12 protein-coding genes and 1 pseudogene are annotated in these 15,438 nt (G+C 68.9%); 8 read left to right on the top strand and 5 right to left on the bottom strand.

The genetic code is table 11. The annotated features are described in order from the left end of the window. The first annotated feature begins 50 nt into the window (after positions 1-50). Positions 51-1,925, top strand: a pseudogene (gene dxs / locus ACZZ98_RS16745) (1-deoxy-D-xylulose-5-phosphate synthase). A gap of 46 nt (positions 1,926-1,971) precedes the next feature. Here dxs and ACZZ98_RS16750 read toward each other — a convergent pair. Then, positions 1,972-2,235, bottom strand: a complete 264-nt coding sequence (locus ACZZ98_RS16750) for a hypothetical protein (RefSeq protein ID WP_463517303.1) — start codon at positions 2,233-2,235, stop codon at positions 1,972-1,974. A 511-nt stretch (positions 2,236-2,746) separates the two neighbouring features. On the opposite strand from ACZZ98_RS16750, the gene ACZZ98_RS16755 reads away from it, so the two are divergent. Continuing rightward, positions 2,747-4,096 (top strand): HNH endonuclease signature motif containing protein, encoded by a 1,350-nt coding sequence (locus ACZZ98_RS16755; RefSeq protein ID WP_463517801.1) that lies wholly within the window; start codon positions 2,747-2,749, stop codon positions 4,094-4,096. A gap of 4 nt (positions 4,097-4,100) precedes the next feature. Here the strand turns inward: ACZZ98_RS16755 and ACZZ98_RS16760 are convergent, their stop codons facing one another. Both ACZZ98_RS16760 and ACZZ98_RS16765 read right to left on the bottom strand, forming a co-directional pair. Continuing rightward, entirely contained in the window at positions 4,101-5,102 is a 1,002-nt protein-coding gene (locus tag ACZZ98_RS16760; RefSeq protein ID WP_463517304.1) for a hypothetical protein, read from the bottom strand. A gap of 42 nt (positions 5,103-5,144) precedes the next feature. Then, on the bottom strand, positions 5,145-7,007 hold the full coding sequence (locus ACZZ98_RS16765) for a helix-turn-helix domain-containing protein (protein WP_463517305.1): 1,863 nt from the start codon (positions 7,005-7,007) through the stop codon (positions 5,145-5,147). Positions 7,008-7,169: 162 nt separating this feature from the next. Between ACZZ98_RS16765 and ACZZ98_RS16770 the strand changes: the two genes are divergently transcribed. From ACZZ98_RS16770 to ACZZ98_RS16795, 6 genes are read left to right on the top strand one after another with little or no spacing between them, the layout of a single operon-like run. Beyond that, on the top strand, positions 7,170-7,985 hold the full coding sequence (locus ACZZ98_RS16770) for an ABC transporter ATP-binding protein (protein WP_463517306.1): 816 nt from the start codon (positions 7,170-7,172) through the stop codon (positions 7,983-7,985). Beyond that, positions 7,978-8,685, top strand: a complete 708-nt coding sequence (locus tag ACZZ98_RS16775; RefSeq protein ID WP_463517307.1) for an ABC transporter ATP-binding protein — start codon at positions 7,978-7,980, stop codon at positions 8,683-8,685. The genes ACZZ98_RS16770 and ACZZ98_RS16775 overlap by 8 nt, the downstream gene beginning before the upstream one ends. A 49-nt stretch (positions 8,686-8,734) precedes the next feature. Beyond that, positions 8,735-9,985 (top strand): ABC transporter substrate-binding protein, encoded by a 1,251-nt coding sequence (locus ACZZ98_RS16780; RefSeq protein WP_463517308.1) that lies wholly within the window; start codon positions 8,735-8,737, stop codon positions 9,983-9,985. A gap of 21 nt (positions 9,986-10,006) precedes the next feature. Next, complete coding sequence (locus ACZZ98_RS16785; protein ID WP_463517309.1) at positions 10,007-10,876, top strand: branched-chain amino acid ABC transporter permease; 870 nt, start codon at positions 10,007-10,009, stop codon at positions 10,874-10,876. Then, entirely contained in the window at positions 10,873-11,907 is a 1,035-nt protein-coding gene (locus ACZZ98_RS16790) for a branched-chain amino acid ABC transporter permease (protein WP_463517310.1), read from the top strand. The genes ACZZ98_RS16785 and ACZZ98_RS16790 overlap by 4 nt, the downstream gene beginning before the upstream one ends. Next, on the top strand, positions 11,900-12,649 hold the full coding sequence (locus ACZZ98_RS16795; RefSeq protein WP_463517311.1) for a 3-hydroxybutyrate dehydrogenase: 750 nt from the start codon (positions 11,900-11,902) through the stop codon (positions 12,647-12,649). Before ACZZ98_RS16790 ends, ACZZ98_RS16795 begins: the two co-directional genes overlap by 8 nt. Here ACZZ98_RS16795 and ACZZ98_RS16800 read toward each other — a convergent pair whose 3' ends face one another. Both ACZZ98_RS16800 and ACZZ98_RS16805 read right to left on the bottom strand, forming a co-directional pair. After that, positions 12,650-13,765, bottom strand: a complete 1,116-nt coding sequence (locus tag ACZZ98_RS16800) for a class I SAM-dependent methyltransferase (RefSeq protein ID WP_463517312.1) — start codon at positions 13,763-13,765, stop codon at positions 12,650-12,652. Positions 13,766-13,893: 128 nt separating this feature from the next. Next, positions 13,894-15,429 carry a helix-turn-helix domain-containing protein gene (locus tag ACZZ98_RS16805; protein WP_463517313.1) on the bottom strand — a complete coding sequence of 512 codons (1,536 nt, stop codon included), beginning with the start codon at positions 15,427-15,429 and terminating at the stop codon, positions 13,894-13,896. Positions 15,430-15,438: the final 9 nt, after the last annotated feature.

Here is a 15,438-nt window from a genome sequence, read left to right on the forward strand (position 1 = left end):
AGAGCACCTAGACTCTTGCGGATGGACTACCGCACCGAGAGGGAGAGCGCGTGAGCGTGTTGGAGCGCATCCAGGGGCCTGATGACCTCGAGGCCCTGAGCCGTTCGGAAGCTTGCGACGCTGGCGGAGGAGATCCGTGCCTTCCTCGTCGACGAGGTCTCCCGCACCGGCGGACACCTCGGACCCAACCTCGGCGTCGTCGAGCTGACGATCGCCATCCACCGCGTCTTCGACAGCCCCCGCGACACCGTCGTCTTCGACACCGGTCACCAGTCCTATGTTCACAAGCTCCTCACCGGTCGCCATGACTTCACCACGCTGCGCAAGCAGGGAGGGCTGTCGGGCTACCCCAGCCGCGCCGAGTCCGAGCACGACGTCGTCGAGCTTCCCACGCGTCGAGCTCGCTGTCGTGGGCACACGGAATCGCGGCCGGGCGTGTCCTCGCGGGTGAGAGCAACCGGCACACCGTCGCCGTCATCGGTGACGGCGCGCTCACCGGCGGCATGGCCTGGGAGGCCATCAACAACATCGCCGCCGAGTCCGACCTCCCGCTCGTCATCGTCGTCAACGACAACGAGCGTTCCTACGCGCCGACCCGCGGCGGGCTCGCCGACCACCTCGCGACGCTGCGCACGACCCGCGGCTACGAGCGGTTCCTCGACTGGGGCAAGTCCGCCCTGCACCGCACTCCCGTCGTCGGAGGAGCGATGTACGAGACGCTCCACGGCGTCAAGAAGGGCATCAAGGACATCGTCGCGCCGCAGGGTCTCTTCGAGGACCTGGGCCTGAAGTACGTCGGGCCCGTCGACGGCCACGACGAGGCGGCGCTCGAGCAGGCGCTGCGTCGGGCTCGTGCCTTCGGTGGGCCGGTGCTCGTGCACGTCATCACCCAGAAGGGCAAGGGATACGAGCACGCGGTCAACGACGAGAGCGACCAGTTCCACGCCGTCGGGGTGATCAACCCCGAGACCGGCCTGCCGCTCGAGATCTCGGGACGCAGCTGGACCGACGAGTTCAGCGACGCCCTCGTCGAGCTCGGCGAGGAGCGGGAGGACATCGTCGCGATCACCGCGGCCATGATGATCCCGGTCGGGCTCGACGCGTTCTCGAAGCGCTTCCCGGACCGCACCTTCGACGTCGGCATCGCCGAGCAGCACGCGACGACGATGGCTGCCGGACTTGCGTATGCCGGCCGGCATCCGGTCGTCGCGATCTATGCGACCTTCCTGAACCGCGCCTTCGACCAGCTGCTCATGGACTGCGCGCTGCACCGGGCCGGCGTGACGTTCGTGCTCGACCGCTCCGGCATCACCGGTCCCGACGGGGCCTCGCACCACGGCATGTGGGACATGTCGATCGCCGGCATCGTCCCCGGTCTGCACCTCGCCGCACCCCGGGACGGCCACCAGATCCCGATCGCCCTGCGCGCGGCCGTCGACATCGACGACGCACCCTCGGTCATCCGCTTCCCCAAGGGTTCGGTGTCCGACCCGATCGAGGCCGTGCGCACCGTCGATGGTGTCGACGTGCTCGTCGAGCCCGCGGACACCGATGAGCCGGTCGACCTGCTCCTGGTCGGCGTCGGGTCCATGGTCGCCACCGCCCTCACCGTCGCCGACAAGCTCTCCGCCGAGGGGCTGCGCGTGCGCGTGGTCGACCCCGTGTGGGCCCTGCCGGTCAACCCGGCGCTGGGTGAGCTGGGGCGTTCGGCTGGTCGCATCGCGGTCGTCGAGGACAACTCGGTTGCCGGCGGCGTGGGTTCACACGTCATGAAGTCCTTGCGCGACAACGGGATCGACGCTCCCATCGACCTGTTCGGGCTGCCGCGCGAGTTCCTCGACCATGGTTCGCGCGGACAGGTCCTCGACCGGGTCGGCCTCACGCCGGACGCCATCTCGACGAGGCTTCTCGCCGCGTTGTGCTGAGGCCGCGTCTCGCTGCGCACGGCTGACGGGGGTTCCGACGCGGCCGTCAGCCCGCTTGGGAGGGCCGTTCGAGGCGCTCCACCCGTTCACGGGCGGTGTCGTACGCCTCGTCGAGCCCGTGGCGGAGCAGGGTGATCAGGTCGGGCACGTCGTCGGCTGCGAGCCGGAAGGTGCTGACGCAGACGTTGTTGCGCCACAGCGACAGGACGACGACCTGCTGCTCCTGGTGCCAGGTCGCGCGAAGCGAGCGGCCATCACCACGGAGGTCGGGGAGGACCATCCCGGTGCGGGGCGTGCGCTGCGGGGCCATGTGCCATTGTGACCCCGCCCTCGTGGATCCACCAGACCCGTTGACGCCCAGCGCGGTCGCGTCTGCCATCGGCAGGCTGCCGGTCCTCGTCGGCCACTTGATGAGGTCGTTCCACGACTTCGGTCGACGACGCGCTGACGGCGCGGTTTGCTCGGGCTGCCGGCTGGCCGAGACGACATCTGTCCCCGACACCAACTACTCATCGATCGTGCTGGCCTCGGCACCGGTCGCTGCCTGGCCGACATCATCGACTGTCGGCTGGTTCGACGACCTGAGTGCGCTTCGGGTTGCCTAAACCTGAAGGGCTCCTTGCCGTGTCTTGGGCCAGATGCGCTGTGCCGCAGGTGAATTGGTGTGGATAACCCGTGGACTGTCACCGAACAGGTGTACGATAAGTGGTATGGAGGGGACACCAGCAATCGGAGGGCCTGAGGTTCAGGTCCGCTTCGTCGTGTCCTCTCTCGCGGAGATGGACCCGGAGGGTTTGACGCAGGCGGAGCGGGTCGCAACAGTGTCCGCGTTGGAGGCGTTGAAGGGTGCGGCTGCTGCTGCGCAGGCGCGACTGACGGCGGCTGCGGTGGTGGATCGTGAGGCGTTGGGTGAGGACTCGCGCAGTGTGCGCGCGGACTTGGCTCTGGCGCGGCGCTGTTCGCCCACGTTGGCGGACCAGCACGTGGGTGTCGCGAAGGCGCTGGTGGGTGAGATGCCCGAGACGATGGCGGCGTTGACGCGTGGGGAAATCAGTGAGCGGCGGGCGATGATCGTGGTGCGGGAGACGGCCTGCCTGAGTGTGGAGCACCGCGCGGAGGTCGACAAGCGGCTGGCTCCGACGATCGGGTCGTTGGGGGACAAGGCGTTGGCCGGGGCGGCCCGGCGTGCCGGTGCCGCGTTGGATGCGGAGAGTCTTGCTGAGCGCAACCGCCGCGCTGTCGCGAGTCGTCGTGTCAGTGTCCGCCCGGCCGCCGATGGGATGGCCTGGCTGTCGATCCTGGGTCCGATGAAAGAGATCATCGGCGCGCACGTCGCGTTGACCGCCGAGGAGTCCCACCGTCACGTCATCGACCCCGACCTACCCGGTGTTCAGTGGGAGGCTGCCGCTGCCGCAGCTCGTGCGGACGCTCGCGGCAAGGGTGCGTGGCTTGCTGACCGGGCCTTGGAGCTGTTGTCAGGTCGGGCGAAGGGTCAGCCGCAGCCGGTCGAGGTCAACCTCGTCATGACCGACAAGGTCCTGCTACCGGCCGCCTTCGGTGGCCGGGCACCCGACGACGACGTGGCAGTCATCCCCGGCTGGGGCTCGATCCCCGGAGCCGAGGCTCGCGCGCACATCGCCGAACTGCTCGATCATGCCGACGCAGCCGCCATCGCACGCGGCGCCGGCGATGGCGGCAAGAACTGCGCGACCACACTGTGGCTGCGTCGGCTGTTCACCGACCCCTCCGGTCGCGACCTCGTGGCGCTCGACTCGAAGCGCCGGCGCTTCCTCGCCGGCCTCCGCCGCTTCCTGGAGCTGCGCGATCCGACCTGCCGCGTCCCTTGGTGTGACGCTCCCGCGGTCGAGGCAGATCATGTGCACGCGATCCAAGCCAACGGCCCGACAGCAGGGGCCAATGGTGCTGGGCTCTGCAAACGCCACAACTTGGTGAAGGAAGAACCTGGGTGGCACGTGAGAGTCGAGTCGACCGGTCTCGACGGAACGGGAGCACACGGCATACGCATCACGACACCCACGGGACGCGTGCACGACTCCACCGCGCCACCGATCCTCGGGGAAGGCTGGCCCGAACCCGAACCGGAGCCCGACGACTGGGTGTTGCGTGTCGACTTCGCCTTCCCGACTCGTCGCTTCGAGCTGGCCGCCTGAGCTGTCAGGGGCGGTCGGCCAGGTGGGCTCGCAGCGCCACGTAGACCTTGCGGACGCCGATCGCGCGCTGGAGGTCGTCCTCGATCCGCGAGAAGAACTCACGGCGGTAGTTCTGGTCGATGACCGCCTGCACGGTGAAGTAGAGCCCCGCGAACCCGGAGAGGAAGACTGCGACCGAGAACAGCTCGTTGCTCACGAGGTGCAGTCCGCCTGTCTCGTAGGTCGGCGGGTGACCGACCCACGACTCGATGACCTCCGGCTGGATGGCGATGGAGCCGAACACGACGAAGAAGCAGAAGACGATGAAGGCCAGGCTGACGACCTGGATGGCTTGGGTGATGAAGAGCATGAGCAGCAGGTTGCGGCGCTCGAGCCCGCGCAGCCGGATGCCGGCGACCTGGGCGGCGAGCTGCGGCTCGTCGAGGATCTCCCGCGCCGCCGATGCCACTGGGGTGCCGACGCACGACGCCACCAGTCGCTCACCCTGAACCTCTGCACCCAACCGACTGATCTCCGTGTCGAACGAAGGGGCGAGGAAGGACACAGCCAGGACGACGAAGACGGCGACGCTCGCCCAGAGGAGCTGGCGACTGAGCGACGACGCGACCTGCCACACCTCGGTGTTGATGAAGAGGAAGGTGATGAACAGCAGCAGGAACGGCAGCGCCCGCGTCGCCAAGGGGATGAGCAGCGACCGTCCCGCCCACGCATGAGCGAGCGCCCACCGCCCGATGAGCGGGACCCGGAGCACCTTGGCGCAACGCAGTGCGGCGACCATGGCCGCCGTGACGACAGCGACGAGCGCAGCATCCGGCCGGGAGGCACCGGCCACCAGTGCCAGGGCTGCGGCACCCACCCCCACGGCGAGCGCGATGCCGGCCCAGAGCGCGACCACACGAGGGCCGAAGGCGCGGCGGATGGACTCGTGGCCGGCCTCGACGAAGTATGGGAGACCGTTGGCGTCGAACCACTGCTCGCACTTGGCCACGTCGTTGGGGGTCAGCACGCGCTCAGCCTCGCAGGTGGCGGCGGGACCGCGAAACACCGCTCAGGGTGTGGTGGCTCCGACGAGGTGCCGCAGTCGCAGGGCCAGCTGCAGCTCGAGTGCCCGCTCGGGCGCCTGCCAGCCCTCGCCCACGAGCCGGGTGATGCGCTCCAGCCGTTGCGCCACCGTGTTGGTGTGGACGTGCAACCTGCTGGCGGCGTGGCGCGGGCTGGCGCCGGCGAGGAAGTAGGCCTCGAGGGTCCCAACGAGGTCGGTGCCGCGCGAGGCGTCGTAGTCGCGCAACGGTCCCAGGATGGAGTGCACGTATGCCGTCACCTCCGGTTGGGTGCCCACGATGAGACCCGCGAAGCCCAGGTCCGTGGCCGCCGCCCCGTCCCCACGACGCCCCAGTGCCTCGAGCGCCTCGGCGGTGCGCACCGCCTCGGTGTGCGCGGCCGCGAGGTCGAGGCTCAGCGTGCCGGCTGCCTCGCTCACCGGCCCCGCCGCCCCCACGGTGACGACATTGCTGCGAGACAGTCGCTGCGCCAGATCTGCTGCGGCAGAGCCCGGGTCGTCGCCCGGGACCAGCGCGACGACGTGACCATCGACCTCGCCCACCAGGCCGACGCCCCCCAGCGCGGCGTTGGTCGCGAGGACCAGAGATCGCGCGGTTGCCTCGGCGCCGAGGACGGCGAGCAGGCAGGCGGGCTCGCGCAGGTCGAGTCCGAGAGAGCGGGCGGTGGGGAGCAGGAGCCCGAGGTCGCCGTGCCCGCCCACGAGACCCGCCACCAGGTCGCTCCGTTGCTGCTGCCGCGTCTCGGCGCGGTTGCGCTCACCGAGGAGCACGAGGGCGGTGACGACGGCGGCGCGTTCGACCGTCCGTTCGTCGGAGTCGTCCATCGAGGACACCTCGCCCACGACGAGGACGCCCAAGGGTTCACCGGCTGCGGCGATGCCGATGGCCCAGGAGCCGTCGAGCCTCGACAGTCGACCACCCTCGACACCGCCGGCGACACTGTCGGCGAGGCGCCGCAACGCCGCGCCCGTCGGCGGAGCATCACCGGCGATGCTCCGGGCTGCGCCGTCGAGGTCGAGGAGGAGGGCCCACCCACCGAGAAGCTGGCTCAGGGACTCGGTGAGGTCGTCGACGCCACCGCCCTCGAGCACGATCTCGGCGAAGCGGTCGTGCGCGGCCGCGGCCCGTTCGATCCCGGCGGCGTAGTGACTCACCCGGTCGGTCGCGTTCGAGAGGGCGGCCAGGGTCCGCGACGCCTCCTCGGCCGCCTGGACCTGGACGATGGTCACGGCTGCCAGGGCGGCGAGCGAGCCGAGCAGGGCGACCTCGTCGTGGGTGAAGGGACGGGGGGTCCGGTTGGAGGCGAAGAGCACCCCGACGAACTCGTCCTTGACGATGAGCGGCGTGCCGCAGATGGCGACGAGCCCCTCGTCTCCGACGGCACCGTCGATCGAGTGGGTGTGCCGAAAGCGTGAGTCGGCGAAGTAGTCGGAGGTCCAGTAGGGCTTGTGCGACTGCGCGACGAGCCCACCGAGGCCGGCCCCGAAGGCCAGGCGCACGACCTGGAACTGGGCCGAGACCGATCCGGCCGTGGCGCGCATGTAGGTGTCGCCACGGTCGTGGTCGAAGAGCGTGAGGTAGGCGACGTCGGTGCCCATGAGGGTGCGGGCGCGTCGGACGATCGCGTCGAGGACGACCGACGGGTCGCGCATCGAGGCCAGTTCGCCGGCTGTCTCCACGAGCGCGGCGAGCTGCTGCTCCCGTCGGCGCTGCACGTCGAAGGCACCGCTGATCCGGATCGCGAGGTCGCGGGCGCGAGGGTTGACGTCGAGGGCCGCGAGCTCGGCCGCAGATGCCCCCGAGGCGAGCAGCTCGAGCAGCCCGGTGCCCACATCCACGTCGTCGTGCATGGGTCGATCCTAGGCTCCACTCGCACCCGACGCATGGGCTCACAGACCATGAGACCCGCCAGACCATGGGGCCAGGCGCCATGTGGGCCCGTGCACGGCCGTCCTAGGGTGTGTCTTCACCGCCTGCAGAGGTCCTGCATCGCGGAGCACGAGGAGGTGCTGGTGAGCGCGAGCCCATCGACGACGGAGTCCCCGTCGGCGTCCCCGTCGGCCGGGTCCACACCCGTCCTGCGGACCGTCGACCTGACGAAGGACTTCCGCGGTTTCACCGCCGTGAGCGCCGTGAACCTCGACGTCGCCGACGGCACGATCCATGCGCTCGTGGGACCCAACGGGGCCGGCAAGACCACCCTCTTCAACCTGCTCACCGGCTTCCTCACCCCGACGTCAGGTCAGATCCTGCTGCGTGGCCAGGACATCGCCGGCCAGCAGCCGGAGAAGATCACCCACCTCGGGGTCGCCCGCTCGTTCCAGATCACCAGCTTGTTCGACCAGATGACCCTGCTCGAGCACCTCGAGCTCGCCCTCGCGTCGCCGACGGGTCTGGGCTACCGCTTCTGGACCTCGCGCAAGAAGCTCGGAGCCTTCAGGGAGCGCTCGATGGAGCTGCTCTCCGAGGTCGGACTGGCCGACCGGAGCGGGCAGCGGGCCGGGTCGCTCGCCTACGGGCAGAAGAGGGCCCTCGAGATCGCCCTCGCCCTGGCCCTCGACCCCACCCTGCTCCTGCTCGACGAGCCCACCGCAGGGATGGGCCTCGAGGACGTCGACCGGACCATCGGGCTGGTCAAGAAGGTGTCCGCCGGCCGCACGGTCGTCTTCGTCGACCACAACATGCACGTCGTGGGCTCGCTCGCCGACCGGGTCACCGTCCTCCAGTCGGGCGAGGTGCTCGCAGAGGGCACCTACGACGAGGTGCGCGAGGACGAACGGGTCATCACGGCATACCTCGGAGAGACGGGGGGAGAGACCCATGAGTGACACGTTGCTCTCGGTCGACAACCTCTCCGCCTTCTACGGCGAGGCGCAGGTCCTGAGCGACGTCTCCATCGACGTCGCGGCAGGTGAGGTCGTCACGCTCGTGGGTCGCAACGGCGCCGGCAAGACGACTCTGTTGCGCTCGATCATGGGTCTGCACAAGGGGACTCGCGGCTCGATCACCTTTGCCGGGACCTCGCTCGAGGGTCGGTCGGCCGACCGGCGAGCACGTCTCGGCCTCGGCTGGGTGCCCGACGACCGCGGCATCTATGCCACGCTCACCGTCGCCGAGAACCTCAGCCTGCCTCCCGTCGTCGACAAGGACGCCGCCTGGAGCCTCGACTCGATCTACGACCAGTTCCCGGTCCTGCGCGAGCGACGTGACTTCCCAGGCACCAAGCTGTCCGGTGGCGAGCAGCAGATGCTCGCCATGGCCCGCCCGCTGCGCGCCGGGTCACGGCTGTTGCTCCTCGACGAGCCGAGTGAGGGTCTGGCTCCGGTCATCGTCAACCAGATCGGCCAGATCATCCGCGACATCAAGGCGCAGGGCGTCGCCGTCCTGCTCGTCGAGCAGAACGTGAAGTTCGCGTCCACCGTCGCCGACCGCCACAACCTCCTCGCCCAGGGCGAGGTCGTCGAGAGTCTCGACAACACCGAGTTCCAGACGCGCACGACGGAACTGCTTCAGCACCTCGGCATGTAGCCGGGACGCACTCTCGCCGGGCACGGCATACACACCCCAGGAGGGGAACATGCGAAACACCAAGATGATCAGTCTCGCGGCCATGGTGGCCGGCTCCGGCCTCGTGCTGACCGCGTGCGGCAGCGCCGGCGGTGGCCCAGCCTCGGGCGGCGGCAAGATCAGCGACGACAAGGTCGTCCTCGCCGTCCTCAACGACCAGTCCGGCGTCTACAAGGACCTCTCCGGACCCAACTCGGTCGAGGCCGTGAAGATGGCCGTCGAGGACTGGAAGGCCGCGCACAAGGACGATGCGGTGAGCACGAACATCGAGGTCGTCACGGCCGACCACCAGAACAAGCCCGACATCGCCAACACCAAGGCGCAGGAGCTCTACGACCGGCAGAAGGCCGACATCATCCTCGACGTCCCCACCTCGTCGGCGGCCCTCGCCGTCGCGACGCAGGCCAAGGCGAAGAAGAAGGTCTACATCAACATCGGCGCCGGCACGACCGCGCTGACGGGCGCGCAGTGCAACAAGTACACGTTCCACTGGGCCTACGACACCTACATGCTCGCCAAGGGCACGGGCGGCACGCTCACCAAGGACGGCGGCAAGGACTGGAACGTCGTCTACCCCGACTACGCCTTCGGCCAGGACATGACGAAGTCGTTCGAGGGTCAGATCACGGGCGCCGGCGGCGCCATCGGCCAGAAGGTCCCCACGCCCTTCCCCAACGACAACTTCGCCACCTACATCACCAAGGCCGCGGCCGACGACCCCGACGTCATCGGCACGATGCACGCCGGCGGTGACCTGATCAACTTCGTCAAGCAGTACAACCAGGCCGGCATCTCCGACCAGATCAAGCTTGCCGTCGGCCTGATGTTCATCACCGACATCCACAGCCTGGGCGCCGAGCAGTTCAAGGGCGTCACCTTCACCGAGGCCTGGTACTGGAACTTCGACGAGCAGAACCGCAAGTGGGCCGACAAGTTTCAGGAGCGGACCAAGACGCGTCCCTCGTTCGCGCACGCCGCGAACTACTCCGCGGCCTACAACTACCTCGAGGCCGTCCAGGAGGCCGGCAGCGACACCGGTGACGACGTCGTCGCCAAGCTCGAGGGCAAGAAGATCAACGACTTCTTCCTGCGCAACGGTGAGGTCCGTGCGCAGGACCACCGCGTCATCCACGACGCCTACCTCGCCGAGGTCAAGCCCGCCGCCGAGGTCAAGGAGGAGTGGGACTACGAGAAGATCGTCGCCACCATCCCGGCGGCCGAAGCCTTCAAGCCGGTGGCCGAGTCCGGCTGCTCGATGTGACGAGAGGTCACTGAGACCCCGATGAGTGCATTCATCCAGTACACGCTCCAGGGCCTGGCGACGGGCGGATTCTACGCCCTCGCCGCCCTGGGGCTGGCGGTCATCTTCGGTGTCATGGGGGTGGTCAACTTCAGCCACGGCGCCATGTACATGCTCGGCGCCGTCGGGTCGGCCGTGCTCCTCGACGTCGCGGACATCCCGTTCTGGGGTGCGCTCGTCATCGTCCCGATCCTGCTGTTCCTCTTCGGCATCCTCGTCGAGCGACTCCTCGTGAGGTGGTTGCTGAGGCTCGACCCGCTCTACAACTTCCTCCTCACCTTCGGCCTGACGCTGCTCATCGTCGACCTGGTCAAGCGCCGCTACGGCGTCTCGGGGCTGCCCTACGAGCTGCCGGCCGGACTCGAGGGGCGGGTGAGCGTGGGCGGGCTGAGCCTGTCGAGCTACCAGCTGTTCGCAGCGTTCTTCTCGGTGGTGCTCTGCGTCGCCGTCTGGCTGCTGCTCACCAAGACCCGCATCGGCATGATCGTGCGGGCCTCGACCGAGGACGCCGAACGCACCAGGGCCCTCGGCATCAACGTGGGTCGGTGGGTGACGCCGGTCTTTGGCTTCGGCATCGCGCTGGCCGGTGTGGCCGGGGTGCTCGCCGCGCCGTTCCGCGCGATCACCGCCGACATGGGCAGCAACTTCATCATCATCCTGTTCGCCGTTGTCGTCATCGGCGGGCTCGGATCGATCCTCGGCGCCGTCGTCGCCGGGTTCCTTGTCGGGCTCGTCGAGGCCTACGGTCAGGCCTACGCACCGTCCTACGCGCAGGTCCTCATCTTCGTCCTCATGGCAGCGGTCGTCCTCGTCCGCCCGGCGGGACTCTTCGGCCGCGAGGAGGCCTCATGAGTGCCCAGCTCACCGAGACGACGCGGGTGGAGACAGCCGCGTCGGCGGCGCCGGACCGCAGGCTGAACCCGCTGGTCCGGGCCGGCCTGCTGCTCCTCGCCCTGCTCGCGGTCCTCGCCCTGCCCTGGCTCATCTACCCACCCGTGGCCATGGACATCCTCGCGTGGGGGCTCTTCGCCATCTCCATCGACCTCCTGCTCGGGTTCACGGGGCTGCTGAGCTTCGGACACGCGATGTTCTGGGGGACCTCGGCCTATGTCACCGGGATCATCGCCATCCGCTCGGGTCTGCCGTTCCCGGTGGCCATCCTGGGTGGGGCCGTCGTGGCCATGATCGTCGCCGTCCCCACGGGATACCTCGCCGTGCGCCGGACCGGGATCTACTTCGCGATGGTCACGCTGGCCTTCGCCCAGATGATCTACTTCATCGCCAACCAGGCGCGCGACCTCACCGGTGGCGAGAACGGCCTCCAGGGCATCCCCAAGAACCTGGGCGGGCTGACCGACCTCATCAACAGGGACGCCTTCTACTTCTACTACGCGGCGCTGCCGCTCATCCTGTTGGGCGCCTTCATCGCCTGGCGCACCGTGTCGTCGCCGTTCGGCCGGGTGCTCCTCGCCATCCGCGACAACCCGGCCCGGGCCCGGGCTCTCGGCTACGACGTCGAGCGCTACAAGATCATGGTGTTCGTCATCTCCGCCGGCATCGCCGGGCTGGCCGGGGGAGTGTTCTCGGTAAGCCACGGCTTCGCGTCCTTGCAGGAGCTCATCTGGCAGACGTCGGGCAAGGTCGTGCTCATCACGGTCCTCGGTGGCATCGGCACCCTCTGGGGTGGCCCACTCGGCGCGGCCGTCGTCGTCCTGCTCGAGGACCAGCTGGCATCCTCCGGCTTCAACGGCATCGGCATCATCACCGGAACGATCTTCGTCCTCATCGTCCTGCTCTTCCGCAAGGGCATCTGGGGCACGGTGGCCGACCTCGTCGAGCGGATCCGCAACCGACCTGCATCCCGCGGAGACCGTGATGCCTGAGGTTCGCACCGCGCTCGTCACCGGTGCTGCCAGCGGGATCGGCGCCGCCGTCGTCGAGCGCCTCGCACTCGACGGAGCGCAGGTCCATGCGGTCGACATCGACGGCGACGCCCTCGACAAGCTCGTCGCGCGCCTCGGCGTGGACCGGGTGACCCCCTGGGTGCTCGACCTGGCCGACCTCGACACTCACGCCGACCTGCCCACGGACATCGACGTCCTCGTCAACAACGCCGGCATCCAGCACGTCGCACCGGTCCACGAGTTCCCGATCGAGGAGTTCGAGCGGATCCACCGGCTCATGCTGCTCTCGCCGTTCCGGCTCGTGCGTGCCTGCCTGCCACACATGTATGCCGCCGGCTGGGGTCGCGTGGTCAACGTCTCGTCCGTGCACGGGCTAAGGGCGAGTGCCTTCAAGTCGGCCTACGTCTCGGCCAAGCACGGCCTTGAAGGGCTGAGCAAGGTCGTGGCCCTCGAGGCCGGCGACAAGGGCGTCACCAGCAACTGCATCAACCCGGCCTATGTGCGAACTCCTTTGGTGGAGAACCAGATTCGCGCGCAGGCGCAGGCACACGGCATACCGGAGTCCGAGGTCCTGGCGGAGGTCATGCTGACGCCGGTGGCCGTGAAGCGGCTCATCGAGCCGGCCGAGGTCGCGGACCTCATCGGCTTCCTCTGCGGCCCGTCGTCGGACTCGATCACCGGCAGCTCGTTCACGATGGACGGCGGCTGGACCGCCCACTGATCAGGTGCGCTTGCGCGAGCTCGTGACCGTGAACTTGGAGGTGCGCTGGACCTGCTTGGTGGAGCCGACGAGCTTGTCGAGGATCGGCCGGTAGTGCAACGGGGTGTTCCAGACGCACCAGAGCTCGCCACCCGGTTCCAGAGCCCGTGCCGCATCGGCGAAGAGGCGTTCGGCGAGGCCGGTGTGGACGGCCGACCCGACGTGGAACGGCGGGTTCAGGACGATGAGCTGGGCCGACGCGGCGTCGAGCATCTCGAGCGCGTCGGCCCGGACGACCTCGATGCGTTCGCCCACGCCGTTGGCCTCGGCCGTCGCCACGGTCGAGGCGACCGCGGCTGCGGACTGGTCGGTCGCGAGGACGTGAAGTGCAGGACGGGTCAGCGCCAAGGCCGCGGCCACGACTCCGCTGCCCGAGGCCAGGTCGACAGCTCGGTCGGCCTCGCGCATCTCCGTGAGGTGCTCCAGCAGGAGCCGCGTGCCGATGTCGATGTTGGTGCCGGCGAACACGCCACCGTGCGCGACGATCGTGACGCCGAGGTCGTCGTGGGTGCGCTGCCTGGGCCAGGTCGAGGCGACGTCCTGGCGAGGGCCGGAGACGCGCAGGACCCGGGACTTCTGCCGGGCCAGGCTCGGCCGGACCGTCGCGAACGACGCACCGAGCACGTCGTTCATCTTGAGCGACATGTGCTTGACCCGACCACCGGCGAGCACCCGGACGTCGGCGTGCGCGTGCTGGGCGATGAGCTGGGCGATCTCGTCGAGCTCGTCGAGCGACCGGGGGAGCTGGAGGAGCACCAGCCGCGCACCCGCCACGAGCGAGGCGTCGAGACCGTGGCGGGCGTAGCCGTCCACACCGCGACGGGCCGCGTTGGCGTCCAGTGCCCGTTCGTTGAGGATCCCGTCCTGGTGCACCCGGACCCCTGACGCTACGGCCGCCAGGGCGCCGAGCGTGAGCGCCCCGTGGTGGTCCCCGATGACGACGACGTCGCCGTCGCCACCGGGCAGGGCACCGGCCTCGTCGAGGAGCAGGAGGTCGGTCGCGTCCCACGCCTGGAGGTTGGACGCCTCGACGTCGGGCCAGCGGCGCAGGTCGTCCCAGTCGTTCACGAGATCCATTCCTTCCAGGCGCTCCAGGCGCCCTCGGTTGCGGGCTCCACCCGACTTCGTCCCGCTCCGCCCGAGTTGACATCCGGGGTCGAGCGCCTCTTTATCGGGTGACCCGATAATGCGGCCGGGGGTGTGGATCAGATGTCGCGGAAGATCTCGATGGTCGCGCCGAGGGCGTTGAGGCGCTCGGCGAGATCCTCGTATCCGCGGTTGATGACATAGACGTTGCGCAGCACCGAGGTGCCGTTGGCAGCCAGCATCGCGAGCAGCACGACGACACCGGGACGCAGCGCCGGTGGGCACATGACCTCGGCCGGACGCCACTTGGCGGTGCGGCCGGTGATCATGACGCGGTGCGGGTCGAGCAGCTGCACCTGGGCGCCGACCTTGGTCAGCTCGGTGAGATAGATCGCGCGGTTCTCGTAGACCCAGTCGTGGATCATCGTCGTGCCCTCGGCGCAGGCGGCGATGAGCGCGAAGAACGGCAGGTTGTCGATGTTGAGCCCGGGGAAGGGCATCGGCGCGATCTTGTCGATCGGGGCAGTGAGCTGGCTCGGCAGGATGGTGATGTCGGCGAGACGCGTGTGGCCGTTCTTGGCGAGGTACTCCTGCGAGATCTCGTACTGCAGGCCCATCCCGTCCAGCGTCGCGAGCTCGATCTCGAGGAACTCGATCGGTGCCCTCTCGATGGTGATCGACGACTCCGTGACGACGGCGGCGGCGATGAGGCTCATGGCCTCGATCGGGTCCTCGCTGGGGGAGTAGTCGACGTCGACGTCGATGGACTCGCGGCCGGTGACCGTGAGGGTCGTCGTGCCGATGCCCTCGATCGTCACGCCGAGGCGCTGGAGGAAGAAGCAGACGTCCTGGACCATGTAGTTCGACGACGCGTTGCGGATGACGGTCGTACCGGCATACAGGGCTGCGGCGAAGAGCACGTTCTCGGTGACCGTGTCGCCACGCTCGGTGAGGACGATGGCCTTCTCGGGGCGCTTGGTCTTGTCCACCTTGGCCTCGTAGAAGCCGTGCGTCGCCGCGACGTCGAGACCGAACGACTGCAGCGTCGTGAGGTGCGGCTCGACGGTGCGCGTGCCGAGGTCGCAGCCACCGGCGTAGGGAAGCGAGAACGTCTCGAACTGGTGCAGCAGCGGGCCGAGGAACATGATCACGGTCCGCGTGCGGCGGGCGGCCGCGACGTCGATGGCGTCGAGGTCGAGCGTCGCCGGCGGGATGATCTCGAGGTCGCTGCTGTCCGGGAGCCAACGCACCTTGACGCCCATCGAGGTGAGGACCTCGATGATCCGGTTGACCTCCTCGATGCGGGCGAGGTTGCGCAGCGTGGTGCGCCCCTTGTTGAGGAGGGCGGCGCAGAGCAGGCCGACGGCGGCGTTCTTGCTGGTCTTGACGGGGATCGAGCCGGACAGCTTGGCGCCGCCGACGATCCGCAGGTGCTGCGGACCGCTGTGCCCCAGCGAGACGAACTCGCTGCCGAGCGTCTCGCCGACGCGGGCGAGCATCTCGAGGCTGAGGTTCTGGCGGCCCTGTTCGATGCGCGCGACGGCGCTCTGGCTGGTGCCGAGCTTGTCGGCGAGCTCGTTCTGGGTGAGGCCCTGATGGCGGCGTGCGTCCCGGATGAGGGTGCCGATACGAGTGAGGTAGCTGGACTCAGTCATGCCGAATAG

Source organism: Knoellia sp. AC549 (genome assembly GCF_979258975.1).

Bases quoted from the DNA above. Each gene is read 5' to 3' on its own strand.
- ACZZ98_RS16785 (WP_463517309.1), top strand. From the start codon at position 10,007: ATGAGTGCATTCATCCAGTACACGCTCCAGGGCCTGGCGACGGGCGGA.
- ACZZ98_RS16775 (WP_463517307.1), top strand. From the start codon at position 7,978: ATGAGTGACACGTTGCTCTCGGTCGACAACCTCTCCGCCTTCTACGGC.
- ACZZ98_RS16800 (WP_463517312.1), bottom strand. From the start codon at position 13,765: ATGGATCTCGTGAACGACTGGGACGACCTGCGCCGCTGGCCCGACGTC.
- ACZZ98_RS16790 (WP_463517310.1), top strand. From the start codon at position 10,873: ATGAGTGCCCAGCTCACCGAGACGACGCGGGTGGAGACAGCCGCGTCG.
- ACZZ98_RS16805 (WP_463517313.1), bottom strand. From the start codon at position 15,429: ATGACTGAGTCCAGCTACCTCACTCGTATCGGCACCCTCATCCGGGAC.
- ACZZ98_RS16765 (WP_463517305.1), bottom strand. From the start codon at position 7,007: ATGCACGACGACGTGGATGTGGGCACCGGGCTGCTCGAGCTGCTCGCC.
- ACZZ98_RS16780 (WP_463517308.1), top strand. From the start codon at position 8,735: ATGCGAAACACCAAGATGATCAGTCTCGCGGCCATGGTGGCCGGCTCC.
- ACZZ98_RS16750 (WP_463517303.1), bottom strand. From the start codon at position 2,235: ATGGCCCCGCAGCGCACGCCCCGCACCGGGATGGTCCTCCCCGACCTC.
- ACZZ98_RS16795 (WP_463517311.1), top strand. From the start codon at position 11,900: ATGCCTGAGGTTCGCACCGCGCTCGTCACCGGTGCTGCCAGCGGGATC.